The following is a 25,690-nucleotide window of genomic DNA, read 5'->3' as shown; positions in this document are numbered from 1 at the left end:
TGCTTATTTACGGAAAGACGTGACGATTTGCCCAGCGGGTGTGTCGAACCTTGTGACGGGACACCTGAGCGGTGCCCACAGTGACCAATCGAGGAGACTGCCATGACGGACACCAGCGACCGTCCCTCCACTGGACTGGGCGGCTCCGAGCGCATCGGAACCCTGCTGAAGGGACCCACCGGCGCCGACACCAGCCCCGAAACGCGGGGCAAGACCACCATTGCCGATGGTGTCGTGGCCAAGATCGCGGGAATGGCGGCCCGCGAAGTACCCGGCATCCACAACCTTGGCGCCGGCATGGCCCGCGCCATCGGCGCAGTGCGCGAACGCGTTCCCGGCGGGGGGCCTGGCGTCAGTCGCGGAGTGAAATGCGAGGTGGGCGAGAGCCAAGCCGCCGTGGATCTCGACGTCGTCGTGGAGTACGGCTGCCCCATCGTCGACGTGGCGGCGGAGGTCCGAGTCAACGTCATCTCCGCCGTGGAACGCATGACCGGCCTGGAGGTCGTCGAGGTCAACCTCGTTGTCGACGACGTGAACCTGCCCGACGAGGAAGACGAGACCGAGCCGACCGAGGGCCGCGTCCGGTGAACATCGACAGCGGGCGACGCGGTCCCCCACCGGGCGGAGCGCGGCGCACGAACGCCCGTGGGACAGGTGAGTGAGAGATGAATACAGCAATAGCGGGTCTGGCAGCCGGGATAGCCCTGGGATTCGCCGGGTACTTCGGCGGATTCTGGGCCTTCCTCCTGGTGGCAGTCCTGGGCGCGGTGGGCTTGGTCGCCGGTCTGGTCATGCAAGGCGACGTCGACCTGCTCACTCGGCGGCAGCAGGACCACTCCGCTCGGAGGCCACGGTGAGTTCCACCCTTCCCGCCGCCGAACCACCCGAGCATCACCGCCGCGAGCAGGCGGACGGCCCCATGACGCCTGCCCTACGGGGAGCGACGGTCATACCGGACCGTGTCGTGGCTCGAATTGCCACGCGGGTCGCGAGCACAGCCCTCAAGAGGCTCACTGGTCCGCGGCATTCGCCCACGCGCCCGGCATCACCTGACGTTCGTGCGACGACTCACGACGGCACGGCTCGACTGGCGCTGTCGGTGGACCTTCCCTACCCCACGGACATTGCCGTCACTTGCCGGGAGCTCCAGCGCGAGGTCACCGAACGTGTGGCCCAGTTGACCGGTCTGCACGTCAACGATGTCGCACTGACGATCCGGCGCTTGGACACCGCCGACCGGCCGCACCGCGTCCAGTAACCCTCCATTCAGCGGAACCGCCCGGCCCCGGGCGCAGCTCCGCGCCCCACAGAGGATGGCTGCCATGAGGTCCAAGACCGAGGAACCTGCCACCCCGCACCGTTCCGAGAAGGACGCCTCCGGTACCAGGCCCTCGCCGAACGACACCCGCAGGCGAGGGAAGAAGGCACCTCGCCTCTGGTCGGACCGCCGCATTCCAGCCACCCTGATTGCCCTGGTAACCCTCTGCGTCAGCGGAGCGCTGCTGTACGACGTGATCGCAGTACGCGCCGGACATCGGGCCTGGGCGTGGCGCACCCATCTTGCCCAGGAGATGGCCACCCGCCCGGTCGATGACCTATGGATGCTGGTCGGCAGCTCGCTCGCCGTTGTCCTTGGCCTGTGGCTGCTCATCCTCGCCGCGACTCCCGGCCGGCGCCGACTGCTGCCCTTGCGGGCGCCGGCGGACTGCGCCGACACGCAGGCATGGCTTGACCGTCGGGGTGCCGAACTGCTGCTGCGTGACGCCGCGATGCGGGTCCCGGGCGTCGGTAGCGCCCGAGCCACCGTCGGACGCCGCCGCCTCACCGTCCACGCCTACGTGAGCTTCCGCGACCCAGGCACCGTACGCGACGACCTGACCCGCACCCTGCACGACCAGTGCCGCCTGCTCGCTCTGGCACACACCCCGCGACTGACTGTCCGAGCCCGACACCACACCCGCTGACCCGCCCCGGGAGCGCGCCATGAACGGCCGATCCACCCTCAACCGCCTCCTGCTGACCGCCGGCGGCCTGGTACTACTGGGCGGCGGCCTGCTCATCCTCACCGCCGGATTCGACGTCTACCGCCAGCTCAACCTGGCACCGCCCGCCGACTGGCCGCTCACCGCGCCGCACGACGTCCTGCTCAGCAACGCCGACCGCGTCCGTTGGAGCAGCCAAGGATGGTGGTGGTGGCCCGCAGTCATCGCCGCACTCACCCTGACCACCGTCCTCGCCCTCCTCTGGTTGATCACCCAAGTGCGCCGCCACCGCACCCGTACCGTGCACCTGGGCGGGACGCCCCCACCCGACGGCGTCGAACTGCGAGGCAGCGCACTGAGCAACGCCGTTGCCGCGGAAGCAGGCATGCTGTCTGGCGTGGAACGGGCGGACGCCCGCATCGCCGGACGGCCTGCACATCCCTGCCTGCACATGGCCCTCACCCTGACCGATGACGCCACGCCCGGCCCCGTGCTCAAGGCACTGTGTCACGGCCCCCTCGCGCAAGCCCGCGCCTCCACCGGCCTGGCTCACCTGCCGGCCCGGACACGCATGGACGTCGCGCGGCACAAATCGCGCCGCGTCACCTAGGAGCCCAGCGTTTGGACACCATCCGGAAGAGAAATCTGATGGCCGACATACCCAAGTCCGCTGTTGCCGACGCGGGATCTCGGGTCTGTCCAACGGACGGCACCTCTCCGTGCCAAGCGGGGGCGAACAGAGAAGTGCCGTGCTGACTACCCGGCATCGGCCTGCTCTCTCGGGCAGCGGCCCGCTGACCGCCAGAGGCAGCGAGATGCGTGCGAACGGACCGGGTACGCAACAGCGTCCCATTCGCTGCGCGGCCTCGCCCACGTGCGACCACGTTGGGCCTATGGTGTGCCATGTCGGCCCGGCCGGGATGCGGCGGTACAAGCCGCCGGTGGGTCCCCGGCCGTGCCGGCAACCGGGCGGTGAGGCTACGCCAGCGCCAGCGCCTGGGTGCGTAGGCGCTTCAGGATCCTGGTCAGGAGCCGGGATACCTGCATCTGCGACACGCCCAGTCGTTCGCCGATCTGCGCCTGGGTCAACTCGTGGCCGAAGCGAAGCGACAGGATGAGCCGGTCCCGCTCCGGCAGCTGCGCGATCAGCGGCCTGACTGCCTCGAGGTCCTCAATCTTGGTGAAGGCGTTGTCGTTGTAGCCCAGCCGGTCCGCCCACCCGGTTCCGCTGTCGCTCTCGTCGGTGGGTGGTGCGTCCAAGGATGCGGCGGAGTAGGCGTTGGCGGCCGTCATCGCCTCCACCACCTCTTCCTCGCCGATCTCCAGCCGGGTCGCGAGCTCGGCGACCGTCGGCGCCCGGCCCAGCTCAGCAGCGAGCACGTCTGTGCTCTTGGCGAGGTCCACCCGCAGCTCCTGCAGGCGCCGCGGCACGTGGACCGACCAGCTGGTGTCGCGGAAGAACCGCTTCATCTCGCCCACGATCGTCGGCAGGGCGAAGGTGACGAACTCCACCCCGTAGTCGGGGTCGAACCGGTCGACGGCCTTGATCAGGCCGATCGTGCCGACCTGGAGGATGTCCTCCATCTGCTCGGCGCGCTGGGAGAAACGGCGGGCCGCGAAATGCACCAGCGCCGTGTTCATCTCGATCAGCGTGTTCCGGACGTACTGGTAGTCCGCCGTGCCCTCTTCCAGCGTCTGCAGCCTGGCGAACATCACCTTGGAGACCTGCCGCACCTCGGGGGCCGTCATCGCACCGGAAGTCTCCGGCAGCGCCTCCTCGGTGCCGGTCTCCCGTACCGCGCCGACCACGCCGTCGGTCACCATCTGCATCCCAGCGACCCTCCTCACCAGTACGTTCTTCGTCACGCCTTTGAGGCACCGCCCGCTTACCCGCGATCACGCCGCCCATGCACCTCCCGTGAGAAGCGCCATCACCGCTGTTCTCCGCCATGGCCGCGCACTGCCAACTACCGCCGAGGAAACTTGGTGACCGTGTCGAGATAGAACGTGTCGATGCTCTGCACCGCGCGCTCGAAGTCGTCCAGATTGACCGGCTTGGTGACATAGGCATTCGCGTGCCGCTGGTACGCGCCGCTGATGTCGTCCGGTGCGGCCGACGTGGTCAGCACCACCACCGGGATCGTCTGCAGGTCCTCGTCGGTCTTGAGGACGGCCAGCAGTTCGCGGCCGTTCATCCGCGGCATGTTCAAGTCCAGCACGATCAGGTCCGGCCGGGGGTTGGCCGGGTCGCGCAGGTACTCCAAGGCCGCCATGCCGTCCTCGACCTGGGTGAGATTACGAGCGCCACGCGCGGTCAGGGCGTCCTCGATGAGCATCGCATCAGCGGCATCGTCTTCCACCAGCAGCACGTCGTAGGGGCGGGCGGGGGCGGCCATCATCGAGTACTCCGGGGCGATGGGTGGGGGGAAGGGTGGGTGATCAGTCCCGGCCAGCGGCGGCGAGCGCCCTGCCGGGTCATGTTCGACGCCCGGCCGATCTGCGGGTAACCAGCGCCGGCATCAGCCGCGTCATGCGCTGCCTGCTCCTCCAGGCGCTCAATGGCCTGCCGCAGATGAACCAGCATGTGCAGATGCGCCAAAGCTTCCGCCTGAGCGGGCGACTGCTCACCCCACGGCAAACGCTCGAACGCACGCCCAACGAGTTCACGGACAAGGCCGTCGACCGCACCATCGGCGAGCGCGGAGATCTCCTCCTCGCTCATCCGCAGCGAGAAATGCACACCAGGCATGAACACACCATAGGAGCTCCCAGCCGCTTTCGACAACAAGCGTTGTCATCCTGTGCACGGGTACGCCTGTACCGGCGGTGCGGGCGCGCTTCGGCCGTGGCCGTCGCGGCCTACGGCAAAAAGGCGTCCCCCTGGCGTTCTTGGTCGCTGATGTGACGCAGCTGGTCGGCGTGGCGGGTGAGGCGTGCGATGCCTTCGGCGAGGTCGGGGTGTCCGGTCATATGGGGATGGGCGTCGGCGAGGGGGCCCATCAGCTCTGCCGCGTCATCGCCGGCCAGGGCCAGGTCCACGGCCGTGATGGCCGGGCGTGATGCCGGGGGGAGGTCGGGAAGGGCGGTGACCTGTGCGGCGAGCCGGCGCAGGCTGGCGGCGTTGTCGCGGGCCCATGCGGTGACCGAGCGGTCGGCGGCCCGGCGGTCACGGGTGGCCTTCACCCGCTGCTCCCCGGTGGTGCCGTCCGCTCCCGGCCGTAGGCGCAGGTAGCGGCGCTCGGCGGCCTGCCGGCTCGCGACGCCCAGCGGATCGGCCAGGTCCGCCCAGCTCGCGCCGGCGGCGCGGGCGGCTTCGATCAGGCCGGTTTCCCAGCGGGCGAGTTGCTCCCGGACCTCGCGGAGCAGGACCAGTGAGGCAAGCGCCTCCTGCCGCCCGCTCTCCGGGCCGGGCTGCGGCGTGGTGCCGTCGGCGGAGCGGGCGACGCGGAGGGCTTCCTCGATGGCGGCCAGGGCGGTCGCGGCGGCCAGGAACGGAGCGGGATCGTCCTCATGGGCCCCGGCGGGCGGATTGGTCGTCATGCGAGCACTCCCGGCTGTCATCCTTCCGACGACATCTGCGTTTGTCATCGCTTGGACGACATGCTACAACGGATGGCAGGTGAAGCGCATTGGCAGCTACTGCCCGAACACTTGGAGGTGTTTCACAATGTTGATGCGCACCGACCCCTTCCGTGAGCTGGATCGCCTGACGCAGCAGATGCTGGGAGCGACCGGTACCTGGTCGCGGCCGACGGCCATGCCCATGGACGCCTACCGCGAGGGGGACCAGTACGTGATCGTCTTCGACCTGCCCGGCGTCACGCCGGAGGCGATCGACGTCGACGTGGAGCGGAACATGCTCACCGTCAAGGCCGAGCGACGGCCCGTGGCCAAGGCCGATGACGTGCAGATGGAGCTGTCCGAACGGCCGCTGGGCGTGTTCTCCCGGCAGTTGGTGCTGGCCGACACCCTCGACACCGAGCACATCCAGGCCGACTACGAGGCCGGAGTGCTCACGCTGCGCATTCCGGTCGCGGAGCGGGCCAAGCCCCGCAAGATCTCCATCACCTCATCGACGGACCGCAAGCAGATCAGCGGCTGATCCCTGCCGGGCGCAGCCGCGGCCAAGATCCACAAGCAGCGGAGGGCGGGTCGCTCCATCCCCCCTCTTCGACCCGTCCTCCGCACCCGCGACAAGGGGCACATCGTGGTCATGCGATCTCAGGCATTCCTCGAGCGCGTTCAGGAACGCGGTGAGTACCCGACGCTGCAGGAGGCGGACCGCGCGGCACGCGTCGTGCTCGCCCTGCTCGGGGCGCACGTGGTCGGCCAGGAACGCGCCGAGCTCGCCGCCCGACTTCCGGAGACCTACGCGCTCATACTCCTCAATCCCCTCCAGGCCACCGAGCCATTGGACGCGGAACGGTTCGTGCGGGCCGCCGCCGCCTGGATCGACGGAGCCACCGAGCAGACCGCGCGCTGGGACGTGGGCGCGGTCCTCAGCGTGGCCGCCGAGGAAGCCGGCCCCGACCTGCTGCGACGACTGCTCCTGCAACTGCCCCCGTCCTACGACCTGCTGTTCGGCCACCTCGCGGCCGATTGACACCACGTCTCCTCCCGCTGACACCCAGCACTCGCAAGGAAGGACTCCCGCCGATGTTCCCGCAGCCCAACGCCACCAGCCCCGCGCCCGCGACGACATTCGGCCAACTGGTCGAACGTGTGCGGTACGAGGGCGTCTACGCCACCAGCGAAAAGGCCGAGCAGGCCGTATGGGACGTCCTCGCCGCCCTCGGCCGGCAACTCACCGGCGAAGAACGCGCCGCCCTGGCGACCGCCCTTCCCGTCGAGGCGGCCCTGGAGCTCACCGCCCAGATCACCACTGCCCCACGCACCGGTGCCGAATTCGTCAGCGACCTCGCCACCCGCACCGGCGGCACCACGGCCACCGCACGCTGGGACGCCGGCACTGTCTTCACCGTCATCGCCCAGCTCGCCGGTGACGACCTCGTCACCCGCATTCTGCACCAGCTGCCCCCCGGCTACGCGCTGCTGTTCGGCCGCGCCGACCTCACACCGGCAGCCTGACCCCAGCCGCAAGCCGGACGCGAGCCGGACCGACATAGTGCCGGGTGACCTCTTCGCGCTGGGCCGTGGTCAGCCAGGGCATGCGGTCGGTGAACGCTACGGCCGCACGGTGGGCGTCGCTGATCTCGCTCTGCCACACCAAGAAGTCTTCGCACTGGGCGACGCCCTCGGCAGCCGCGGGATGAGCAGCGGGACCCGGGAAGGGCTTCACTCGTGCTCCCCTTCGCCGAGGGACTTGGCTGCTCCCTAACCGGGCTCGACAACGTCGCGGCGCCCGGCGTTGAGTTCCTGGTCCCTAGCGGCGATTTCGGGGCGGTGGAGGTCGAAGGCCGAGGATTCGGATCGGATGCGGGGCAGGGTGAGGAAGCTGTGGCGTGGTGGGGGCAGGAGGTGGCCCATTCCAGGGACCGGCCGTAGCCCCATGGGTCGTCGACTTCGACGGGCTTGCCGTAGCGGGCGGATTTCCACACGTTGTAACAGGAACGGCAGCGTGGACAAGCCCAGCAGGAAGGCTCCGAGGGCGGAGACGGTGTTGAGGGTGGTGAAGCCGTCGGCGGCCAGGTAGTTGGCGTAGCGGCGGGGCAGGCATCGGCGTGGTCGGTGGGCCCGACGGGTGTCGTCGTGTGTCAGTGCGTCAGGTGCCAGCTTGGGGCGGCGGGCATGGGCGGGCAGCAGAAGCCGGGACAGTTACCACCTCACCCCAGCCGGTGGGGAACTGACGGTCCTTGCCGCCCTGCAACAGTAGGGGGGGGCACCGACAAAATGTGCTGATCAGGGGTTTGCATCCCATCAGCGAAGATCGTTTCCCGCAGGCCAGCTCACGCGCTGCATGAACCGCGACGGCCGCCCCGTGAGCGCGCCCAGAATCCGAGCCCGCCGTCCGGGCTCGACTTCGTGGACCACCGCCCATCCCGTCGAGCAGACGTTTCAGGCGGCGTGGGCCTGCCCGATCCGAGGGCGGAGATGCCTCGCAGACCGATGACGATGGCGCGCTCGCCGTCTGGTTTCGTCGTTCAGCAGCTCGGTGAGCAACGTGATGGGGAAGCACCCCCGAGGGCGCACGACCTTGGGGACGCCGCCCTCGGCTCGGGTGCGGGGCGCTAAGCGGCGCGGGCCGCCCGTGGGGTTCACAATGCCCAGCTCATTGCTCTCGGGCCGTTGCACAACGCCTGCGCCTCCGCCTGTGGGGGCCGGGCCGTCTGTCGCGAACGCCTCGGCCCCACGATCCCGCGGCGGCCCTGAATCGCATCAGTCGACGGCGTAGTTGCGGCCGGTCTGCAGGATCTCGTCGGAGAGTTCGGGCTCGACGTGGCGTACGGCGCGGGCGAGCATCAGCGCGCCGACCATTTCGCTGAGCAGACGGACGGCCCTGTGGCGGGCCTCGGCCGGGTCGAGCTCGTGGCCCTTGTCCTCGGCTTCGCGCAGGAACTCGGCGGCGAAGCCGGTGAGGTAACCCTCGACGCCTTGGGCGTACGCGCTCTGCACGGCTTCGCTGTGCCGTCCGGCGTCGGTGGCCAGGGAGGCGGACGGGCAGCCGCCGTCCGGGGCGTCACGGTGCGCGGTGGACAGGTAGTCGGCCATGACCCGCTCCAGCGGAGAGCCGCCTTGGCCCGGACCGTCCTCGATCGTCCGGGCCAGGCCGGCGAGCGAGGCGGCGTAGGAGGCGCTGCACACCTCCACAGCCAGGTCGTTCTTGGAGGCGAAGTGGTTGTAGAAGCCGCCGTGGGTGAGTCCGGCTTCCTTCATCAATTCGGCGATGCCGACCGCGTCGATGCCCTGCGAGCGGAACATGCGGCTCGCCGCTTCGAGGATGTTCTGCCGGTTGCGGGCCTTGTCCTCCTTGGTGATCCGTGGCATGGCCGTCCTCTCGCATTGCTCATTTGACTTTTTTAATGATGCCCCTCATCGTAGCAGGAGGCTTCAATGACACCCATCATTAATATTCAGGAAGGGGAGCACCATGCGCGCCATCGCCTACGACCAGCACGGAGAAGCCGGGCAGGTACTACGCCTGAGCGAGCAGCCGGCCCCCGCTGCGCCCGAGGCCGGGCAGGTGCAGGTGCGGGTGCTGTCCCGGCCGATCCACCCCGGCGACCTGGCGGCAGTGGCGGGCTTCGCGGGTGGGCCGCGGCAGCGGTTCGCCACGCCACGGATTCCCGGCGTGGCGGCAATGGGCCTCATCGAGACCGTCGGCGAGGGTGTGCAGGACCTGCGGCCCGGCCGGCGGGTGGCGTTCTTCCCGGTGCCGGGCGCCTGGAGCGAACTCGTCACGGCGCCGACCGATCTTGTGGTGCCGGTGCCCGACGACCTCAGCGACGAGACCGCGGCTTTGATGCTGGCCAACCCGCTGACCCTGCTCTCCTTGCTGCAGGCGGTCCAGGACGCCCAGCACGGCCAGGCCGGTCCGGTGGTGCAGAGCGCCGCCGGCTCGTCGGTGGGAAAGCTGGTCAGCGCCGCAGCACTCAAGCACGGCATCGAGCTGGTCAACCTGGTGCGCAGCGCCACCGGGGCGGAGACCTTGCGGCAGCGCTTCCCCGCACTGCCGGCCATCTCGACGGCCGACGCCGACTGGCGCACTCAGGTCCAGGACGCGACCGGCGGCCGGGGCGCCCAGGTCGTACTGGACGCGGTGGGCGGATCCCTGTCCGGTGAGCTGGCCGGGCTGCTCGCCGACGGCGGCACGCTGATCACCTACGGAGGGCTCGGTTCCGGCAGCACGCCGCTGGAGTCACTCGCGCTGACCCCGCGGGGCCTGACCGTGCGGGGCACGTCCGTCTTCCAGTGGATGGCCGCCCGCACGCCCGAGGAACGGGCCGAGGACGTCGCCTTCGCCGTCCATCTGGCCGCGACCGCCCCGGAACTCTTCGAGGTCGCCGCCAGCTACGACCTCGCCGACTTCGCGAAGGCCATCGACCATGTCCGCCGCCCCGGCAGGAGCGGAACCGTCCTGCTCACCAGCCCCGCACCCTGAACCCCACGAAGGGCACCGCCATGAAGATTGGAACCCTGGGCGCTGGAACCGTCGCCCAGGCCATCGCCCGCCACGCCGTGGCCCACGGCCACGAGGTCGTCCTGAGCAACAGCCGCGGCCCCGCCTCCCTGGCCGGCCTCGCCGGCGAACTCGGACCGCTCGCCCACGCCGGCACCCCGCAGGAAGCCGCCGCGGCGGAACTCGTCGTGCTCGCAGTCGGCTGGCCCCAGATCCCGGACGCGGTAGCCGGCCTGCCGCCCTTCGACGGGCGCATCGTCATCGACGCCACCAACCAGTTCGCCGCCCCGCCGCCGCCCATGAAGATCGCCGACCTGGGCGAGCTGACCGGCAGCGAACACGTCGCCTCACTGGCCAGTACATCGCCGCCGACCCGCGCCACCAGGCCGGACGCCAGGTGCTGTTCCTCGCCGGTGACGACGCCGACGCCAAGACCACCGTCAAGGACCTCACCGCCGCCTTCGGCTTCGCCCCCGTCGACCTCGGCTCCCTGCGAGAGGGCGGACGCCTCATGCAGCTCGGCGGCCCACTGTCGGGCCTCCACGCCCTCAAACAGGACTGAGCCGGGCCCTCGCCCATTCCTGACTTCTCCTCCTCATCCCCCCTCAGCACAAGGAAGTTGCTCATGACCACCACCCAGCCCCTGCTGCAGCCCGTCCGTCTCGGCGCGCTGGAGCTTTCCAACAGCGTCGTCATGGCCCCCATGACCCGTGCTCGCGCTCAGAACGCCGAGCTGGCCCCCACCGACCTGCACGCGACCTTCTACGCGCAGCGCGCCGGCGCCGGCCTGATCGTCACCGAGGGAACGTGGGTCAACTCCGACGCGATCGGCTTCATCCACGCGCCCGGCATCTACACCGACAGCCAGACCGCCGGCTGGGCGAAGGTGACCGAAGCCGTCCACGAGGCCGGCGGGCGGATCGTCTCCCAGTTCGGTCACCTCGGCGCGGCCTCGCACCCCGACCACCTCGGCGGCCGCCTGCCCGCCGGACCCTCGGCCATCAACCCCGGCGAGAAGTCCTTCACCCCCTCCGGCCCGAAGGACACCGTCACCCCGCGCGCCTACACCGCCGCCGAGATCGCCGCCACCATTGCCGACTACCGCCATGCGGCCGAGAACGCCCGCCGCGCCGGCTTCGACGGCGTGGAAATCCACGCCCAGCAGTCCCACTTGATCCCGCAGTTCCTCAACCCGCGTCTCAATCAGCGCACCGACGCCTACGGAGGCAGCAGCGAGAAGCGGGCCCGGTTCCTCCTCGACATCCTCGACGCCGTCAGTGACGTGTGGGGCAGCGACCGCGTCAGCGTGAAGATGTCCCCGGGCTGGGCCAACGGAACCACGTTCACCGCGGACGAGGAGACACTCACCGACTACGACCAGCTGTTCAAGAAGCTCAGCGACAGCAACCTGGCCTACCTGCACCTGCTGGGCACCCCCGGCACCATCGAGGAGCGCATCGCCCTCTTCTCCCGCTACCGCGCCCACTACCTGGGCAACATCGTCGCCAACCTCGGCTTCACCCAGGCCCTCGGCAACGAGATCCTCGACCACGGGATCGTCAATGCGGTCTCCTTCGCCGAGCCCTTCATCGCCAACCCCGACCTGGTCGAGCGCTTCGCGCAGGGCCACCCGCTGGCCGACGGCGACCGGGGCACCTACTACGGCGGTCACGCCGAGGGCTACACCGACTACCCCGCCTTCACCGCCAACTGAGCAAGAAAGGTTCAGTGCTGGTGTGTGGGGCGGCAGAAGGTTTCCTGCTGCCCCACACCGAACGCAGCGCCGACCGGTTCCCGGACGCCACTGGCCGCGAACCACAGCAAACAGGGGCAACATCACAGGCCGGGTACCTCCAACGCAGCGGGCCCAGTCCCGAGCCACGAAACTGGGCCCGTTCGCGTCCCCCGGCGACTGACCTCCCCTTCCCGGCGGGCCCCCCGGCTCACCCCAGGATGCGCCGGCGTCCGCGAGCCGGGTTTCCAGTCCGGGAGGGGAGCAAGCCGACTGCATGGGTCAATGGCAGGGGCTCTGCCGTTCCTCTCCCGTGGCTTGCCCTCGCCAGCTGCCGCATCCTGGTGGGGGCGGTCTCGTCCCCGCGGAACTCACAGCCCCCTCAGGGCGGGGCCGCCCTTCCCCCTCGGCCGTGCCCGGTCCTTTGTCCGTCTCCCGGTGCCGGCGCCTGGGGTGGGGGTTCGTCGACAAGGTCCGCCGCGTCGTCGCCTCGCACGCCGAGTGCATCCGGTACCTCTCCGACCCGGGCACCGAAGCCCTGGCCGCGCAGTACGAGCTGGAGCAGGCCTTCGCGACGCTCCCAGCCGCTGCCGGTGCCCACGCCCATTCGGCGTTCCTGTGCGACCACGCCACCGCCACCGACACCGTCGGCGCAATGGGCGACCTCGTGGAGCACCTGGCCTTCGGCCTGCTCTACGACCCTGACGCCAAGCCCGAGGACCGGCCCAACACCGCACGCTCGTCATCAGCCAACAGCAACGGCTCCAACTTCGGACCCCGCCGTGGCACCGACACACCACCAGAAATACTCATCAAAAATCTTTCGGCGTGGCGGGCGGCGTAGCGGGCGACGACGGCACACGGCTGCCCGATCGACGTGTCGCCGCCCAGCGCTGGGTCCACCACCGACCTTGAGGAGTTCGGCCGCCGACACGCCGGCCGCTTCGAACGCGAAGACATCCATGCCGACCTCGCCGGCGCCGAGTGGACCGACGACGAGGTGTTCGCCGCCTACGGCCTGGACGACGCCACAATTGCCGCGCTGCGCTCCTGGGCCGTGGAGTGGGCCGATGAACCGGTGGCCGGGCTTCTCGAGGAGTCCGTCGGTCCTGACGCCGACTGAAGCGGCCCCCGCTGGTCCATCCGCGGACACATCGTGGACGACTCGGCCGCCGCACCGCGTAGGACGCGGTCTTTCAAGCGTTCGACGTCTCGCTGCACGGGCGCGGAAGCAGTAGACCATGGAGGACGAGGCTTGAGAGTGCGTCGGCCATGGTGTTCCTGTCCTGTTCGGCCGCCGGTGCGGCGGCGGGGTTCAGCCGTTCTGCGATCGGGTCTTGTGCGAGGGCCAGTGCGGGACCGGTGACGGCGAAGTACAGGATGTGCGTCGGCACACGCGGAATGCGGCCTGACGTCATGAGCCTGTCGACGAGCGGTGCGATGCTGTCCCAGAACGGCTTGATGAATCGCTGGTGGAGGTAGTCGAGGCGGTCGGAGTCGCGTGTTGACTCATCGCTGATCAGCCGATTCATACCCGAGGCGTTCGCGGCCACGCGGTAGAGCGCGACGATGACGTTCCTCAGGCGTTCGTCGTCGTCGAGGCACTGTGCGAGCAACCGGTCGAGCGCGGGCTGGGTATCCCGCAGCCCGAAGTCCACCACGGCGCGCCAGAAGTTCCCCTTCGACCCGTAACGCTCGTTGATGAAGTTGTGGCTGACCTCGAGCCGCCGGGCCAGCTCCCGCATGGTGGTCGCGGCGTAACCGAACTCGGCGAAGGCGATGAGGCCCCGCCGGAGGATCTCGCTGTCGTCCATGCGGACCGGGGCGTACTTCCCGCGCGTCGTCTCCTCCGGGTCCTGTGCTGGTGTTCCGTCCGTCACTCCGGCATCTCTCCGTTCGGTTCCCCGCGGCCTCATCGTGATCGCCGCTCTCTGCCGAGCGGCGAATGTCGCATTCCCTCGGGGTGCCGGTGCGCTTCCGGACCGGTCGTGCACCCCAGGTCTGCCATTTCCTGGCGTACGGCCCGGGGAATCGGTGGTTGTCATGCTTCTCCGTCGCAGGCCACGAGGCTTTCCGGGATGCGAGTCTTTCACGCCGTCCGCAGCCCGGGCGGGAGAGTGCGTATCCGACCATGAGAAGTGCTTGACGCTTGTCAAGCATCGACGCATGATTGACGCGTCAAGTACATCGGCGCCCGTCAGGCACCGACTACTACGTCTTTCAGGAGTGCCCCGTGTTCTTCAGTAAGACCCGTGAGGCCGTATCCACCTCCGGTGCCACCTCCGCGTCCACGCGACGCCGCAAGGTGATCGGCACCGCGGCCGGCATCGTCGCCGTCGCCCTGACCGCCGTGGCCGTGCCGGCCGCGGCGCAGAGCCAGGGGTCGCACACCGGCTCGTCCAGCCACTCCCGCCACCACTACCTGTCGCCGCTGCAGGTCACCTCGGCGTACTACGCCAGCTACAACGGCGACCTGGCCGCCGGATTCGACCGCTACATCTCCAAGGACCTGGTGCTCCACGGATTCAACGGCCCCGAGAGCCGCGAGGACTGGATCAACGGCGATCTCAACATCAAGGCGGGGCTGACCGGCTTCAAGATGACCGTCCTGGACCAGATCGTGGAGGGCGACAAAGTCGTCACGCGGTGGAGTTTCGCAGGCCGTCACACCGGGACGGTCTTCGGCATTCCGGCCTCCGGCCGCGAGGTTCAGCTCAGCGGTATCTCCATCGACCGCGTGATACACGGCCAGTCCGTGGAGCACTGGTCGGAGGGGAACTTCGGAGTGTTCCTGGACGAGCTCCGCGCTGAGACGCCTCCCGGCACCGTCCACCCCAGCACCAAGTAAACCGGCGCCCGCTTTGGCGCAGGGCCCTGCCAAGGCCCGGTGACCGACCCACCCCGGGCGCACCGTGCACACGGGGCGCCCGGGGACCGGGGCTGCTGGCACGGGGCGCAAGGCCACTCGCACAATCCATTCGGCAGGAGAACGTTCCATGGCATCCCTTCTTGACGGCAAGGTCGTGCTGATCACCGGCACCGGCGTAGGTATGGGCCGCGTCGCGGCGCAGGTGTTCGCCAGAGAGGGCGCGAAGGTCGTCGGATGCGACATCCGGGCCGACGCCAACGAGAAGACCGTCGGACTCGTCCGCCGCGCGGGCGGCGAGATGACCGGCATCGCGCCGGTCGACCTCACCGACCCCGACCAGGTACGGCACCTGGTCGAGGATGCCGCGGGGGCCTACGGCGGACTCGACGTCGTCTACAACAACGCCGCCTCCCTGCGCTTCGGCGCCATACCTCACTTTCCCGTCGAGGACTGGCGGGCGACCATCACCGGGGAACTCGACATCCCCTTCTTCGTCTCGAAGTTCGCCTGGCCGCACCTGGTGCAGCGCGGTGGCGGCGTCATCATCAACGTCGCGTCCATGGCCGGAATGATCGCCGGCCACAACCCCCCGATGGTCGGGCACACCGCGGCGAACGCCGGGGTCATCGGCATGACGCGGCAGATGGCTCTCGAGGGCGCCGACCACGGGATTCGCGCGGTGGCGATCAGCCCGGGCCCCGTCCTGACCCCCGCCAGCGACCGCGACCTCGGCGACAACCAGGCGATGCGGGACGCGATCACCAGCAAGACACTGCTCAAGCGCTTCGCCCAGCCCGAGGAAATCGTCGAGCTGGCCGCCTTCCTCGCTTCCGACCGCGCCTCGTACATCACGGGCACGAACTACGCGGTCGACGGCGGCGCGAGCGCCTGGTAGCGGAGTACGCCCGGTCCCACCCTCGTCTCCCCGGGGTGGGACCGGGACCCCGAAGATCGCGACCGAGACGCAACCCGGACCGAATCCCGACCGACCGCGGCACGTGGGGATCGAAGGTCCACTCACCTGCGCTCCGCCCCCGCGGCTCGGACGAAGCGACGCAGGCCGCGCACCTGACCGCCTCCCTCCCCAGCGCCCAACGGCCCGGCAGAGCAGCCTCTGCCGAGCGGCACGCCAGTCGGCCCAGAGTTCACCGGGCCCCGCCGTCCCAACACTCATCACGCCACCCATCGTTACTTTCTCTTCTGACTAGGAACCGTCGTGTACATAGCCGCTGTCATCCTCAGCGTTTTGCTTGCCCTCGTCCTCCTCGCCGCCGGCGCCCCCAAGATGCAACTCAAGGGGGCCGTGCCGGACGGCCTTATCGAGAAGGGGCTCAGCTCCGCCCTGGTCCGATTCATCGGAATCGCGGAGGCGGCCGCAGCCGCCGGACTGATCGTCGGCATCTGGTGGCAGCCGCTCGGCATCGCGGCTGCGGTTGGCACGGTTGCGGTACTCATCGGCGCAATCAGCTTCCATGCAAAGAAGGGCGAGTACAGCGACAGCGCGACGCGCAACGCCGCAATCACCCCCATCGTGTTGCTGCTCGTGGCCGTGGCCAACGGCATCACGCTGGCCGCGTCACTGTAGGTGCGACCTGCGGCCCCCGGGCCGGAGCATGTAGGCCGCGCCGTCTGCAGGAGCTGCGGGTGGACCTGGCCAAGGCCACCGATGCACTGGCCGCGGATTTGGGCCGGGCGCCGACGGTGGCAGAGCTCGCGGCTCGGCTGGAGATCGGCGAGGAGGAGGTGGTGGAGGCGATGACGGCCGCCAATGCCTACTCCGAGGCGTCCTTGGACGCGCCGCCCACCGATGAGGGCTACAGCGGGACGGGGTGGGCGGACCGGCTGGGCTACGACGACAACGCCTTCGCGAAGATCGAGGGCCTCGAGGCGGTCAAGCCGCTGATCGCGCAGCTGCCGGAACGGGACCGGCTCATCCTGTCCCTGCGCTCGGCCACGAATTGACGCAGGCGCAGATCAGCGAACGGCTGGGAGTGTCCCAGATGCAGGTCTCCCGGCTCCTGACCCGGATCCTTGACCGCCTGAGGGAGCAGGTGCTGGCGCTGCCGTAATTCGTTGCCGAGATAGCGGCCCGGCCGGGGACCCACCGGCGGCTTGTACCGCCGTATCCCGGCCGGGTCGACACGGCACACGATAGGCCCCGGGCTGTCGCACATCGGTGAGGCCGTGCATCGAGTCGGACGCTGGGATGTACCGGCGGGACTTCGGTGCGGGTGAGGGGATGAGGCGAGGCGCCGCAACGGACGCCTGACAGCGTAGGACGGGCCGACCGGTCTGGCGTGCCGACAGCAGCGCCGCGCTCCCCGGCGCTGCTGTCGGCACGTTCTGGATCAGTGCCGCGGACATGCGTGTGGGGCCGCCCCTTAGGGGCGGCCCCACACGCATGTGCCCATTGGTGCTGGGTCAGGGGCGGGTGATGTCCTGGCCGACGTCCTTGAGCTTCTCCTTGGCCTCGCGGGCGTCGCCCTTGGCCTGCTCGGCGCGGCCCTTGGCGGTCAGGCGGTCATTGCCCACAGCCTTGCCGGCGGCTTCCTTGGCCTTGCCGACGGCCTGCTCGGTCTTCGCCTTGGCCTTCTCGTTGGCAGTCATACCGTGCACCTTTCGTGGCGTTGACGTCGGAGCGTTGTTGTGTCGTCTGACCGCCGGGCATTTCTGCAAACGTGCCAGGCGGACGATCCCGTGCGCTGTGCCGAATGCACGGGCGGCGGCTCGCCGGGGAGGTTCCGCGTTGGTTCCCGGTGCGCGGCCGGCGAGCCGCTTGCCGCTCGTCTACCCCGGTCCCAGCGGGGGTAGTGCAAAGGGTGGGGTTCGCGGCTTGGTCGGCGGCACGAACCCCACCCTTGGTCTGGGATGGTGTCAGGTCACCATCGGTACCAGCGGCGGCGTCCGCCGCCTTCGGCCGCTCGGAAGACGAACCCGAGCGCCCATACCACCAACACGATGATGGCGATCCACCACAGCGCCTTGAGGGCGAACCCGGCGCCGAACAGGACCAGGGCGAGCAGCAGGACAAGCAGCAAAGGAACCATGTCGTCAACCTCCTGACCTCGCGTCTGCCCCGCAAGCCGGCCGCTACGCGCGAACGGCGGAGCAGGCATCGGTGTGGTCGGTGGCCCGACGGGTGTCGTCGTGTGTCAGTGCGCCAGGGGCCGGCTCGGGGCGGCGGGCATGGGCGGGCAGCAGAAGCCGGGACAGTTGCCACCTCACCCCAGCCGGTGGGGAACTGCTCGTCGTCCTTGCCGCCCTGCAACAGTGGGGTGACTGCTACTGCATACGCCCTTCCGGACCCACCGTTCTGCGCCGTCAGTGCTCCTCGGGGGATTTCCGTGCATGTTGGTCTCATCTCCGACAGCCGTGGTCTTGAGATTCCCATGGCAGACGTTGACATGGTGATCGTCAATCCTGGTTGACCCCCGCGGTGTTGCTGGCGATGCCGGTCGGTCCAGCAGACGATGCGGTAGATTTCCGCGCCAGGACGGCAGCCGGGTGCCCGAAACTTCCTGGGCCCCAGGCAAGTCCGGTTTCTGTAGATTTTGTACGCGTCTTGCAGCTAGGAAGCCGCAGGTGACAGCCGAGGTGCAGGGTTTGTGGCCCTCCTTTTTGACTGCTCTGCCCATACGCTTTTTCCCTGATCCCCATATCGGGTACCCCATTGGTCCGCGAGGGTGGCGACGATGAACAGACCTCGGCCGGTCTCGTCGATGGTGCGGGCGTGTTTCACGTGTGGAGCGCAGGTCGAGGCATCGCTGACCTCGCTGGTCAGCATCTCGTCAAGGATCAGCCGTAGCTGCAGTGGTGGGGCGCCGTAGCGGACCGCGTTGCCGACGAGTTCGCTGACGATGAGCTCATTGGTGAACGCAATGTTTTCGTCCACGCCCCAGGCATGAAGTTGGCGCCGAGCTGCCGCACGGGCGAGCGGGGCGGCCTCGGGATACGGCGGCAGGGGGAGGACCAGCACCTGATCTGGGGGCAGCGCTTTCGTGCGCGCGAGCAGCATCAGTCTTTCGTCGGTCTGGTGGCCGTGTGTGAGCGCATGTGTGATGTCGTCTCGCAGTTCGGGCAGACTCCGTTCGTTGCCGCGGTCCAGGAGCGGGCGCAGTGGCCCCGTCAGGACCTCGCTTGCGAGTGGCGCGGTGGCCATGGCCAAGGTGGTGCCTTCGGGGAGGCTGACCGTGGTCGCGGGAAACGGGGCGTTGCCCGTTCCGGCGAGCAAGGGACCTGGAGGCACGGTCAAGGTGGACGAAGTGCCGTCGGGGAAGACGGCTACTGGCTCCGGGAGACCGGCACGGGCGAGGGCGCAGGTGAGAGTGACGGGGTCGTAGATCGCGATGGCGCAGCCGGCAGTGAGCGACTCGTGGTGCAGAGGATCGCTGGGCGGCAACGCGGCACGTTCGGCTGCGAGACGGGTCGCGGTGTCGCTCAATCGGGCCAGTAGCTCGTCGGGCCCCAGGTCCAGCGCGGCAATTGAGTGGAGCGCCGTCCGGAGCAGCCCCATCGTGACCGCAGCGGCGACGCCTCGCCCGGCGACGTCGCCGACGACCAGCGCGGTCCGTGCGCCGGGCAACGCGATCGCGTCGAACCATACGCCGCCACCTTCCGGCCCTGGAAAGTGCAGTTGGCAGACTTCTACGGAGCTTGGTGTGGCTGGGCGCTGGGGGAGAAGCCTGCGCTGCAGAGTGGCTGCGATGGTCCGCTCACGGGTGTACCGACGGGCGTTGTCGATGCACAGAGCGGCGTGCGCGCACACGTCGGACGCAAGCTGGAGGTCCTCCTCCTCGAAGGGATCTTCGTGCTGGTGGCGGTAGAAGCTGACGACCCCCAGAGCATGACCACGCAATGCCAGCGGTGCCACGATCAAACAGTGGGCATCGGACCGTTTGATGGAGTCCGCCAGGGCTGGGTCGGCGGCGAGCCATGCGGTGTCGGCGTCGATCGGGACCAGGCGTGGGCGGAGGTCGGAAAGTACGTGCGAGAAGGGGGTGCCGGATGGCAGCGGGCGCACGTCTCCCGACCGGTAGGCCGGGGTCCGTCCTCCTCGGAAGGCTGTTCGGTGCAGGGGAACGTTGTGGTCGACGGGGACCAGCGGAGGGTCCTCGCCGCGGACGACGTCTTCGATGACTTCGACGACGGCGATGCCGGTGAAGGCAGGCACTACTGCGTCCACCAGTTCTCGGCACACAGCCAGCACGTCCAGCCGGCGCCCCACGCATGTGCGGACGGTGTCCAGGAGGACCAGCCGTTTCAGCGCGTTCTCACGCTCGGTAACGTCAATCGCTGACGCCACCAGACCGAGCACGTCCCCACGGCCGCCCTCCAGGCGGGCGAAGGAGACGGAGTAGATGCGGCGTCTGTGCTGGCCAGGTGCTTCGGCGGTCCGGACGAGCCGGTTCAGTACCGGCACTCCGCTGTCCATGACCCTGTGAGCCACCGCGAGCTCTTGCTCAGGGTCTTCGAGTTCGAATGCCTCGGTGAACGGCTTGCCGATCAGGTCCGCCACTGGCGTGTCGCGCAGCCAGCGGGTGCCGGTGTTCATTCGGACCACGCGCAGTTGGTTGTCCAGGACGTAGATCCCCACCGGGGACTGGGTGAACATGGCCTTCAAGACCGCCACGTCCTGCTGTGAGACGGCGTTCGCTGCAGCGCGTACCTGCCAAACAACGGAAGTGCCGTTCAGTATTGGTCTGACCAGCACCGGGGCCCCATCAAAGATGCTGCCTCGGCGCCCGCGGTCAGTGCCGATCTCACGCATCAGCGCGACGACGGACTGGCCTACGGCTTCCTCGGCGGACCATCCGAACAACTCCTCCGCAAGGCGCTGCCACTCGATCACCCGCCCGTCCTCGGCGATCATCATGAGCACGTCGCGGTCGGGCATCGAAAACACCTCCCGCTCATCCACCCCCGGTGTGCGCAGTGCACTCCTTCACCAGTTCAAGCGCGTGGCGGCCCCCCGGCAACCCGACCCGGGCGCTTCAAGCTGTAGCGGCGGGCTGATCTACCTATTGCGGAGGATGCCGCGAAAGCCGCCCTCCCCTCCTCCACAGACGCGGTACGCACGCCGGCGTGCAGGCACTGCCGCCCGGACGCTGCCTTGGGGTTCGACCCGCGAGACGCCGACCACACGCACCGACCGCTCTTGGCCTCGGGCCACGATCGCAAGGTGCACGGCGACCGCGCTGTTCTTGTTCAACCACGCAGCTGGCGCCCACGTCTGACCCGCTCTTCACGTCGTAGAGCACGAAGGAGACCGGTTCGGCCACGGAGCCGGGGCGCATCCGGCGGGGGCGGATGGGACGGAAAACGGCCCGCGGGTTGTGTCGCAGGTGCTGTCGAGGATGGTGCGATCCCGTCCCGCGGTGAGGATGTCGGCCTTGACCGTCCACCGCTGGCCCTGCTTCTCGACGGCGATGCGCACCCGGCGCTGCTTGGGCCGCCGGTGCGGCGCTGCAGGCGTCGACGTCGGTGGTGTCCTGGACCAGGCGGATGGACGCGGGCAGCGGGCTGCACGGGGATCACCGGTGTCAGGATCGGGAAGTACGCGCGATACCCGATGCCGGAACGTCGCCTGCTCCGACGCGGGTGCGCCCGACCTGCCCCGACCGCGTTCCAACACGCCACGGGCGCCGGGGCCGTGGACACCCGTTGGACAGCCGTTCCTCCTGCTTGGCCGCCGACCGAGCCTCGAACGTGACAGGGCATGCGCCTGGTCAACGACACCACCCGCGCGATCCATGAATCACAGACCCTGCGCGTCGAGCGCGTCTACGCCACCCGAGGAGCCGGTCCGCCCTGGACCAGGGCCTGCCCCCGGGCTGTCACTACAGGGAGGGATCGGCTCGGCCACCCCGCCCGTCTACCCGTTCGGCTGCATGCCGCGCCCGCGGGCCGGGGCACACCTAGCATGCTGACTGTGCGACTTATTCTCCCGAAGGTCGAGGGTGGCGGCCGGGTACAGGGTCTGCTGCAGCTCATCGAGGACGGCATCCATCTCGTCGTCGCGGCGCTCCTCGTGCTGCTCGCGGGGCTTTTGACTGTCGGGGTCGTCCATGACGTCATCACATCGATCCAGGGGCCGTACCGCGAGGATGCGGTTGTTCTGTCCGCCCTGGACAACGGCCTTGTGCTGTTCATCGTGGCTGAACTGCTTCATACCGTCCGTCTCACCATCAGGAACCAGACCCTCGATGCGGAGCCGTTTCTCGTCGTCGGCCTGATCGCCGGCATTCGCAAGGTCCTCATCGTGACGGCCGAGGCGGAGAGGTCCTTCCGGTGGAACGTCGAGGGGATCGAACTGCTCATCCTGGCGGGGTTGATCCTCGTGATGGCGACGGCGGCGTATGTGTGGCGGCGTTCGACGCGGCCGGGAGACTACTTTCCGCTTCCAGAGGCGCGGCGCCGCCCGTCGCCGGCGCCGTCACCCGCTCCGGTGAGCGGGTCCTGATCCGTCACCTCCTGCCGCCGCGGCCGCCCGTACCCGCTGCTCCTCACGTGCAGAGCCGATGTCCCGTTCCAGGGGTGTGCGGCTGACGGCCGTCGTGAGGTCCTCCAGGGCCCGTTTCTGCAGTTCCGCCCCGCGCAGCACCACCGGGCTCCGGTCCTCGGCGGCGTTTTCCCACTCGTGGAGCGCTTCTTCCACCCGCCGCCAGTCCGGGGTTTTGTGCTCGCGCACGTCGTCTGCTGCCTGCGCGGTGTCCGCCTCCAGGGCGGCGGCGAGCCGCTCTGCCTCGGGGAAGGAGCGGCCGTCGGCCCGTGGGACGTGGCTCTCCATGAGCATCGCCGCCCGGCCGAAACCCTTGAGCGCCTTTTGTGCTTCCTCCGCCTCGCGCGACGTCAGGCCCCTGGGGCGAAGCGGTTCCTGCCGTGCCCGGTCGTAGGCCCCCTGCCAGGCGGCTCGTGCCTGCCTGCTCGCCAGCAGTGCCCTGCGCAGGTCGGCGCGATGTTCCCGGGTCGGTTCGGCGTAGCTGCGCAGCACCGCGGCCGCGTAGCGGCCATTGGCGGCGAGCCAGTCCGCGAGTCGGCCCGGCAGCCGGGGCGTCTCCCATGCGGGGAACACCACATACGCCAGCATGGCCAGGGCCCCGCCGATCAGGGTGAGCACCACCCGCTCCGGGACCGTCTGCTCCCATGCCTGGCCGCCCATGCCGAGCAGGAAGACGACGTACGCGGCGGTGAAGCACTGGGAGTAGGCGTAGCCCGTACGGATCAGCGTGTACGACAGGCCCGCCGAGACCACCGCAAGCGCACCGAACACGTGGGCGTCCGGGCCCACGGTGCGCACCATCGCGGTGGCGAGCGCGACTCCTGCCAGGGTCCCGGCAAGACGGGCCACCGCACGCGCGTACGTCCGGTGGAAGTCCGGCCGCATCACCATCACCGAGGCGATGGGCGCCCAGTAGCCGTGGTTCAGCGGTAGCCGGATGGCGATCAGATAGCCGAGCGTGGCCACCGCCGCCAGACGGAGGGCGTGCCGGAGCACGGGCGAGTCGAGGCGGAGTTCGCTGCGGGCGGCCCGGACGACGACTGGGAGCAGACGGAACATGGTCGGGCGCACCAGAAACTGGGCGCTCGCGGGGCCGGGTGGCGTGGGCGTCTTCCCGCGCGCGCCACCGCTCCCGGCGATCTCCATCGCCTCGCCGAGCAGTTCCACGAGCTGCTCGGCGGCTTGCCGGGCGGGCCCCTCCAGCACCTCGTGCTCGTCGTCGAGGTGCAGGATCTCCGCGGTCTGGGGCGGCACCTGTGCGGGGGTGCCGCGGCGGATCGTACGGGCGGCCGCGTCCAGGACGTCGGCGGCCGCGTCGAGCAACTCCCGCGCGCGGTCCCGCCCGGGTCCCTCCGCCGGGGCGCCGACGTCGGGGTCGGCGAGCGCGGCGACGACCGGCCGAATGCGTTCGGCCAGGCCCCGGGGGCCGTGGAGGACGGCAGGGCGGGTGCGGGCCTGTGACGGCGTCACGGCGGCCGCGTCCCGGGCTGTCATCAATGGCTCCGGGTCGAAGGGGGCGGTCGGGTCGTGCCGCAGCCGGCGGGCGTAGTCCGCCACGGCGGCCAGGGCGTCGGCGAGCGCGTCTCGATGCGCTCCCCAACGGCGGATCGGGAACAGCCAGATCAGCACGGCCTGCGCCACACCGCCGAGCGCGATGATCCCGGCGTGCTCCAGGGCTCGCCCGGCGCTCGTGGGCAGGGTGACGGTCACCAGCATGCTGCCTACGGTCGTCGCTGCGACGATCCCGGCGGTCGATCCGACGGCCCACGCCATCCCGGCGAGAAAGGCCCATACGGCCAGCAGTGGGAGGTACGTCACGAGCCGCCCCGCCGCCAGGTAGCCCACGAAGGTGCTGAGCGCCAGACCCGCGCCCGCGCCGAGCGCGATCACCTTGCGTGGACGCCAGGTGCGCTGGAATGTGGCCGCACCCGCGGAGTAGGCGCCGAGGGCTGCGGACGCGGCGTACGCGGGGGAGACCAGCCACAGGGTCGGCCCGAGGACGATCGCCACCCCGACTGCCGTACGCAGCGCGAGGAGGGGTTCCAGCCGTGTCTCCTCGATCGTGAGCCCGGACCGCACGACCTCCCAGAGGGCGCGCAGCCACGTCACGGGTGCGAGCTTGGCCGGACTGTCCTGCCGGGTCGCCTCGGGCCCGTTCGAGGTGCGGCAGCCGTCGGGCAAGGAAGCCTCCCAAGCTCCGTGAAAGGGCTGGCGGCCGCAGCCGCCAGCTCGGGGTGCGGCCACTGCGGACACCTGAGCGTCCGCTGTCCGTCCTACCGGGCCGGAGCGCGGGCGATGTGTCCCGGCCCCGGCCGGAGGAACTGGTGGGACGGCGGCTCGGAATACTTACCGCCCGGGACACCTACCGCTTGTGGCCGTTCCCGTGTCCGTTCGGATGCAGGACCACCTTGGTCCAGCCCTCGTCACGGGCGTCGAAGTGCTGGTAGGCGGTGGGGGCCTCATCGAGGCTGAGTTCGTGGGAGACGACGAAGCTCGGCTTTGCCTTCCCGCCGGCGATCAGATCCCGCAGCGCCCGGTTGTACCTCTTCACCGGCGCCTGTCCGGTGCCCATGTGCTGACCCTTGAACCACATCAGGCCGAAGTCGATCGGGACTTTGCCCTGCGCCTCCAGCTCCCCTTGGGCCTCGGCGCCGCCGGGGTCCTGGGGCAGGAACACGCCCACCACGCCGATGTCGCCGGTGAACCTGACCGAGTCGATCAGTGCGTTGACGGTGAGGCTGGCGTCCTCGTGGCCCTTGGGGTCGTGTGCCTGGTAGCCGACGCACTCACAGCCGTTGTCGGCGCCCAGACCGAGGGTGGCGTCCTTGACGACCTCCGCCGGCTTCTGCTCGGCGGTGTTGATCGGGATGGCCCCGATCTCCTCCGCCTTGCGCAGCCGGTCGGGCTGGTGGTCGGCCACCCAGACGCGGCCGGCGCCCTTGAGGAGGGCCGAGTAGGCCGCCATCAGCCCGACGGGACCGGCTCCGAAGACGATGGTCTGGTCGCCGGGTTTGACGTGGGCCATCTCGGTGGCGTGATAGCCGGTGGGGAAGATGTCGGCGAGCATCACGTAGTCGGTCTGCCGGTCGGCGGCGTCCTCGCCCAGACGCAGCGCGTTGAAGTCGCCGTAGGGTACGCGCAGCAGTTCCGCCTGGCCGCCCTGGTAGGGGCCCATGTCGGCGAATCCGTAGGCGGCTCCGGCGAGGGCCGGTTCCGGCTGCATGGTCAGGCAGTAGTTGGTCAGACCCCGCTCGCACTGCTTGCAGAAGCCGCAAGCGATGTTGAAGGGCAGGACCACGTACTGGCCGACCTGGACCTTGCGGACGGCCGAGCCGACCTCCACGACCTGGCCCATGTTCTCGTGTCCCAGGGTGCGGCCGGATTCGAACGAGGTGCGGCCTTCGTACATGTGCAGGTCCGAACCGCAGATGTTGGTATGAGGTTCCCCCGCTGTGCGGGAGTGGCTGACTAGCTGGTCAGGGCGGGTTGACGTGATTTCAGGTTCACCGGTTCGGCCGCTGCCTGGTCGGCG

General features: G+C 69.5%; 27 protein-coding genes and 4 pseudogenes. 19 read left to right on the top strand and 12 right to left on the bottom strand.

The annotated features are described in order from the left end of the window. The first annotated feature begins 102 nt into the window (after window positions 1–102). From ACIP9H_RS34900 to ACIP9H_RS34880, 5 genes are all read left to right on the top strand, one after another. Window positions 103–588 carry an Asp23/Gls24 family envelope stress response protein gene (locus ACIP9H_RS34900; protein WP_401597363.1) on the top strand — a complete coding sequence of 162 codons (486 nt, stop codon included), beginning with the start codon at window positions 103–105 and terminating at the stop codon, window positions 586–588. Window positions 589–665: 77 nt separating this feature from the next. Continuing rightward, entirely contained in the window at window positions 666–857 is a 192-nt protein-coding gene (locus tag ACIP9H_RS34895) for a hypothetical protein (protein WP_401597361.1), read from the top strand. Between the two features lie 242 nt (window positions 858–1,099). Further along, on the top strand, window positions 1,100–1,258 hold the full coding sequence (locus ACIP9H_RS34890) for a hypothetical protein (protein WP_401597358.1): 159 nt from the start codon (window positions 1,100–1,102) through the stop codon (window positions 1,256–1,258). 64 nt (window positions 1,259–1,322) lie between these two features. Beyond that, the gene (locus ACIP9H_RS34885) at window positions 1,323–1,964 is read left to right on the top strand and encodes a DUF6286 domain-containing protein (protein WP_401597355.1); all 642 of its coding nucleotides are present in this window, start codon (window positions 1,323–1,325) and stop codon (window positions 1,962–1,964) included. Window positions 1,965–1,983: 19 nt separating this feature from the next. After that, window positions 1,984–2,592 (top strand): alkaline shock response membrane anchor protein AmaP, encoded by a 609-nt coding sequence (locus tag ACIP9H_RS34880; RefSeq protein ID WP_401597352.1) that lies wholly within the window; start codon window positions 1,984–1,986, stop codon window positions 2,590–2,592. A gap of 368 nt (window positions 2,593–2,960) precedes the next feature. On the opposite strand, the gene ACIP9H_RS34875 is transcribed toward ACIP9H_RS34880, so the two are convergent. From ACIP9H_RS34875 to ACIP9H_RS34860, 4 genes are all read right to left on the bottom strand, one after another. Continuing rightward, window positions 2,961–3,806 carry an RNA polymerase sigma factor SigF gene (locus ACIP9H_RS34875; protein WP_401597371.1) on the bottom strand — a complete coding sequence of 282 codons (846 nt, stop codon included), beginning with the start codon at window positions 3,804–3,806 and terminating at the stop codon, window positions 2,961–2,963. A gap of 143 nt (window positions 3,807–3,949) precedes the next feature. After that, complete coding sequence (locus tag ACIP9H_RS34870; RefSeq protein ID WP_401597349.1) at window positions 3,950–4,381, bottom strand: response regulator; 432 nt, start codon at window positions 4,379–4,381, stop codon at window positions 3,950–3,952. Beyond that, entirely contained in the window at window positions 4,378–4,731 is a 354-nt protein-coding gene (locus ACIP9H_RS34865; protein WP_401597346.1) for a hypothetical protein, read from the bottom strand. Before ACIP9H_RS34865 ends, ACIP9H_RS34870 begins: the two co-directional genes overlap by 4 nt. A gap of 110 nt (window positions 4,732–4,841) precedes the next feature. After that, window positions 4,842–5,522: an HSP18 transcriptional regulator gene (locus tag ACIP9H_RS34860; RefSeq protein WP_401597343.1), complete on the bottom strand. Its 681-nt coding sequence runs from the start codon at window positions 5,520–5,522 to the stop codon at window positions 4,842–4,844. Window positions 5,523–5,649: 127 nt separating this feature from the next. Here ACIP9H_RS34860 and ACIP9H_RS34855 point away from each other — a divergent pair, with 127 nt between their 5' ends. The 3 genes from ACIP9H_RS34855 (at window position 5,650) to ACIP9H_RS34845 (ending at window position 7,070) form a co-directional block, all read left to right on the top strand. Continuing rightward, window positions 5,650–6,084, top strand: coding sequence for an Hsp20/alpha crystallin family protein (locus tag ACIP9H_RS34855; protein ID WP_401597341.1), 435 nt, complete (start codon window positions 5,650–5,652; stop codon window positions 6,082–6,084). 111 nt (window positions 6,085–6,195) lie between these two features. Further along, window positions 6,196–6,585 (top strand): DUF2267 domain-containing protein, encoded by a 390-nt coding sequence (locus ACIP9H_RS34850; protein ID WP_401597339.1) that lies wholly within the window; start codon window positions 6,196–6,198, stop codon window positions 6,583–6,585. Between the two features lie 53 nt (window positions 6,586–6,638). Continuing rightward, a complete protein-coding gene (locus ACIP9H_RS34845; RefSeq protein WP_401597337.1) occupies window positions 6,639–7,070 on the top strand; it encodes a DUF2267 domain-containing protein in 432 nt (143 codons plus the stop codon). Window positions 7,071–7,316: 246 nt separating this feature from the next. Here ACIP9H_RS34845 and ACIP9H_RS34840 read toward each other — a convergent pair. Next, window positions 7,317–7,655 (bottom strand): annotated as a pseudogene (locus tag ACIP9H_RS34840) (cytochrome ubiquinol oxidase subunit I); the annotation flags it as partial. A gap of 663 nt (window positions 7,656–8,318) precedes the next feature. Next, a complete protein-coding gene (locus ACIP9H_RS34835) occupies window positions 8,319–8,927 on the bottom strand; it encodes a TetR/AcrR family transcriptional regulator (RefSeq protein ID WP_401963068.1) in 609 nt (202 codons plus the stop codon). A 103-nt stretch (window positions 8,928–9,030) separates the two neighbouring features. Between ACIP9H_RS34835 and ACIP9H_RS34830 the strand changes: the two genes are divergently transcribed. From ACIP9H_RS34830 to ACIP9H_RS34805, 6 genes and pseudogenes are all read left to right on the top strand, one after another. Continuing rightward, a complete protein-coding gene (locus ACIP9H_RS34830) occupies window positions 9,031–10,041 on the top strand; it encodes a zinc-binding dehydrogenase (RefSeq protein WP_401597332.1) in 1,011 nt (336 codons plus the stop codon). Window positions 10,042–10,061: 20 nt separating this feature from the next. Further along, window positions 10,062–10,274: pseudogene (locus tag ACIP9H_RS34825) on the top strand (NAD(P)-binding domain-containing protein); the annotation flags it as partial. 182 nt (window positions 10,275–10,456) lie between these two features. Next, the gene (locus ACIP9H_RS34820) at window positions 10,457–10,621 is read left to right on the top strand and encodes a hypothetical protein (RefSeq protein ID WP_401963133.1); all 165 of its coding nucleotides are present in this window, start codon (window positions 10,457–10,459) and stop codon (window positions 10,619–10,621) included. A 63-nt stretch (window positions 10,622–10,684) separates the two neighbouring features. Next, entirely contained in the window at window positions 10,685–11,773 is a 1,089-nt protein-coding gene (locus tag ACIP9H_RS34815) for an alkene reductase (RefSeq protein ID WP_401597326.1), read from the top strand. Window positions 11,774–12,203: 430 nt separating this feature from the next. After that, the gene (locus ACIP9H_RS34810) at window positions 12,204–12,635 is read left to right on the top strand and encodes a hypothetical protein (protein ID WP_401597323.1); all 432 of its coding nucleotides are present in this window, start codon (window positions 12,204–12,206) and stop codon (window positions 12,633–12,635) included. Window positions 12,636–12,668: 33 nt separating this feature from the next. Then, entirely contained in the window at window positions 12,669–12,914 is a 246-nt protein-coding gene (locus ACIP9H_RS34805; protein WP_401597320.1) for a hypothetical protein, read from the top strand. A gap of 73 nt (window positions 12,915–12,987) precedes the next feature. On the opposite strand, the gene ACIP9H_RS34800 is transcribed toward ACIP9H_RS34805, so the two are convergent. After that, the gene (locus ACIP9H_RS34800; RefSeq protein WP_401597318.1) at window positions 12,988–13,605 is read right to left on the bottom strand and encodes a TetR/AcrR family transcriptional regulator; all 618 of its coding nucleotides are present in this window, start codon (window positions 13,603–13,605) and stop codon (window positions 12,988–12,990) included. Window positions 13,606–14,024: 419 nt separating this feature from the next. On the opposite strand from ACIP9H_RS34800, the gene ACIP9H_RS34795 reads away from it, so the two are divergent. The 4 genes and pseudogenes from ACIP9H_RS34795 to ACIP9H_RS34780 form a co-directional block, all read left to right on the top strand. Next, window positions 14,025–14,639 carry an ester cyclase gene (locus tag ACIP9H_RS34795; RefSeq protein WP_401597315.1) on the top strand — a complete coding sequence of 205 codons (615 nt, stop codon included), beginning with the start codon at window positions 14,025–14,027 and terminating at the stop codon, window positions 14,637–14,639. Between the two features lie 148 nt (window positions 14,640–14,787). Beyond that, window positions 14,788–15,555: an SDR family NAD(P)-dependent oxidoreductase gene (locus ACIP9H_RS34790; RefSeq protein WP_401597312.1), complete on the top strand. Its 768-nt coding sequence runs from the start codon at window positions 14,788–14,790 to the stop codon at window positions 15,553–15,555. Between the two features lie 321 nt (window positions 15,556–15,876). Beyond that, on the top strand, window positions 15,877–16,245 hold the full coding sequence (locus ACIP9H_RS34785) for a DoxX family protein (RefSeq protein ID WP_401597309.1): 369 nt from the start codon (window positions 15,877–15,879) through the stop codon (window positions 16,243–16,245). A gap of 35 nt (window positions 16,246–16,280) precedes the next feature. Then, window positions 16,281–16,729 (top strand): annotated as a pseudogene (locus ACIP9H_RS34780) (sigma-70 family RNA polymerase sigma factor); the annotation flags it as partial. A 352-nt stretch (window positions 16,730–17,081) separates the two neighbouring features. Here ACIP9H_RS34780 and ACIP9H_RS34775 read toward each other — a convergent pair. From ACIP9H_RS34775 to ACIP9H_RS34765, 3 genes are all read right to left on the bottom strand, one after another. After that, on the bottom strand, window positions 17,082–17,267 hold the full coding sequence (locus tag ACIP9H_RS34775; RefSeq protein ID WP_401597307.1) for a CsbD family protein: 186 nt from the start codon (window positions 17,265–17,267) through the stop codon (window positions 17,082–17,084). Window positions 17,268–17,539: 272 nt separating this feature from the next. Further along, window positions 17,540–17,707, bottom strand: coding sequence for a hydrophobic protein (locus ACIP9H_RS34770; protein ID WP_319660878.1), 168 nt, complete (start codon window positions 17,705–17,707; stop codon window positions 17,540–17,542). A gap of 521 nt (window positions 17,708–18,228) precedes the next feature. Then, window positions 18,229–20,553, bottom strand: coding sequence for a SpoIIE family protein phosphatase (locus ACIP9H_RS34765; RefSeq protein WP_401597303.1), 2,325 nt, complete (start codon window positions 20,551–20,553; stop codon window positions 18,229–18,231). Between the two features lie 1,026 nt (window positions 20,554–21,579). Between ACIP9H_RS34765 and ACIP9H_RS34760 the strand changes: the two genes are divergently transcribed. Continuing rightward, a complete protein-coding gene (locus ACIP9H_RS34760; RefSeq protein ID WP_401597369.1) occupies window positions 21,580–22,119 on the top strand; it encodes a phosphate-starvation-inducible PsiE family protein in 540 nt (179 codons plus the stop codon). Here the strand turns inward: ACIP9H_RS34760 and ACIP9H_RS34755 are convergent. Continuing rightward, complete coding sequence (locus ACIP9H_RS34755) at window positions 22,093–24,267, bottom strand: FUSC family protein (RefSeq protein ID WP_401963127.1); 2,175 nt, start codon at window positions 24,265–24,267, stop codon at window positions 22,093–22,095. The genes ACIP9H_RS34760 and ACIP9H_RS34755 overlap by 27 nt on opposite strands. Before the next feature lie 253 nt (window positions 24,268–24,520). After that, window positions 24,521–25,594: pseudogene (locus ACIP9H_RS34750) on the bottom strand (glutathione-independent formaldehyde dehydrogenase); the annotation flags it as partial. Between the last annotated feature and the right edge of the window lie 96 nt (window positions 25,595–25,690).

Origin of the sequence: Streptomyces sp. NPDC088732 (genome assembly GCF_044751205.1) — a bacterium.
GTDB lineage: Bacteria > Actinomycetota > Actinomycetes > Streptomycetales > Streptomycetaceae > Actinacidiphila.
This window is presented reverse-complemented; position numbering and strand designations above follow the sequence as displayed.

Bases quoted from the DNA above. Each gene is read 5' to 3' on its own strand.
- ACIP9H_RS34900 (WP_401597363.1), top strand. From the start codon at position 103: ATGACGGACACCAGCGACCGTCCCTCCACTGGACTGGGCGGCTCCGAG.
- ACIP9H_RS34895 (WP_401597361.1), top strand. From the start codon at position 666: ATGAATACAGCAATAGCGGGTCTGGCAGCCGGGATAGCCCTGGGATTC.
- ACIP9H_RS34885 (WP_401597355.1), top strand. From the start codon at position 1,323: ATGAGGTCCAAGACCGAGGAACCTGCCACCCCGCACCGTTCCGAGAAG.
- ACIP9H_RS34880 (WP_401597352.1), top strand. From the start codon at position 1,984: ATGAACGGCCGATCCACCCTCAACCGCCTCCTGCTGACCGCCGGCGGC.
- ACIP9H_RS34875 (WP_401597371.1), bottom strand. From the start codon at position 3,806: ATGGTGACCGACGGCGTGGTCGGCGCGGTACGGGAGACCGGCACCGAG.
- ACIP9H_RS34870 (WP_401597349.1), bottom strand. From the start codon at position 4,381: ATGATGGCCGCCCCCGCCCGCCCCTACGACGTGCTGCTGGTGGAAGAC.
- ACIP9H_RS34865 (WP_401597346.1), bottom strand. From the start codon at position 4,731: ATGCCTGGTGTGCATTTCTCGCTGCGGATGAGCGAGGAGGAGATCTCC.
- ACIP9H_RS34860 (WP_401597343.1), bottom strand. From the start codon at position 5,522: ATGACGACCAATCCGCCCGCCGGGGCCCATGAGGACGATCCCGCTCCG.
- ACIP9H_RS34855 (WP_401597341.1), top strand. From the start codon at position 5,650: ATGTTGATGCGCACCGACCCCTTCCGTGAGCTGGATCGCCTGACGCAG.
- ACIP9H_RS34850 (WP_401597339.1), top strand. From the start codon at position 6,196: ATGCGATCTCAGGCATTCCTCGAGCGCGTTCAGGAACGCGGTGAGTAC.
- ACIP9H_RS34845 (WP_401597337.1), top strand. From the start codon at position 6,639: ATGTTCCCGCAGCCCAACGCCACCAGCCCCGCGCCCGCGACGACATTC.
- ACIP9H_RS34835 (WP_401963068.1), bottom strand. From the start codon at position 8,927: ATGCCACGGATCACCAAGGAGGACAAGGCCCGCAACCGGCAGAACATC.
- ACIP9H_RS34830 (WP_401597332.1), top strand. From the start codon at position 9,031: ATGCGCGCCATCGCCTACGACCAGCACGGAGAAGCCGGGCAGGTACTA.
- ACIP9H_RS34815 (WP_401597326.1), top strand. From the start codon at position 10,685: ATGACCACCACCCAGCCCCTGCTGCAGCCCGTCCGTCTCGGCGCGCTG.
- ACIP9H_RS34800 (WP_401597318.1), bottom strand. From the start codon at position 13,605: ATGGACGACAGCGAGATCCTCCGGCGGGGCCTCATCGCCTTCGCCGAG.
- ACIP9H_RS34790 (WP_401597312.1), top strand. From the start codon at position 14,788: ATGGCATCCCTTCTTGACGGCAAGGTCGTGCTGATCACCGGCACCGGC.
- ACIP9H_RS34775 (WP_401597307.1), bottom strand. From the start codon at position 17,267: ATGACTGCCAACGAGAAGGCCAAGGCGAAGACCGAGCAGGCCGTCGGC.
- ACIP9H_RS34770 (WP_319660878.1), bottom strand. From the start codon at position 17,707: ATGGTTCCTTTGCTGCTTGTCCTGCTGCTCGCCCTGGTCCTGTTCGGC.
- ACIP9H_RS34765 (WP_401597303.1), bottom strand. From the start codon at position 20,553: ATGCCCGACCGCGACGTGCTCATGATGATCGCCGAGGACGGGCGGGTG.
- ACIP9H_RS34760 (WP_401597369.1), top strand. From the start codon at position 21,580: ATGCTGACTGTGCGACTTATTCTCCCGAAGGTCGAGGGTGGCGGCCGG.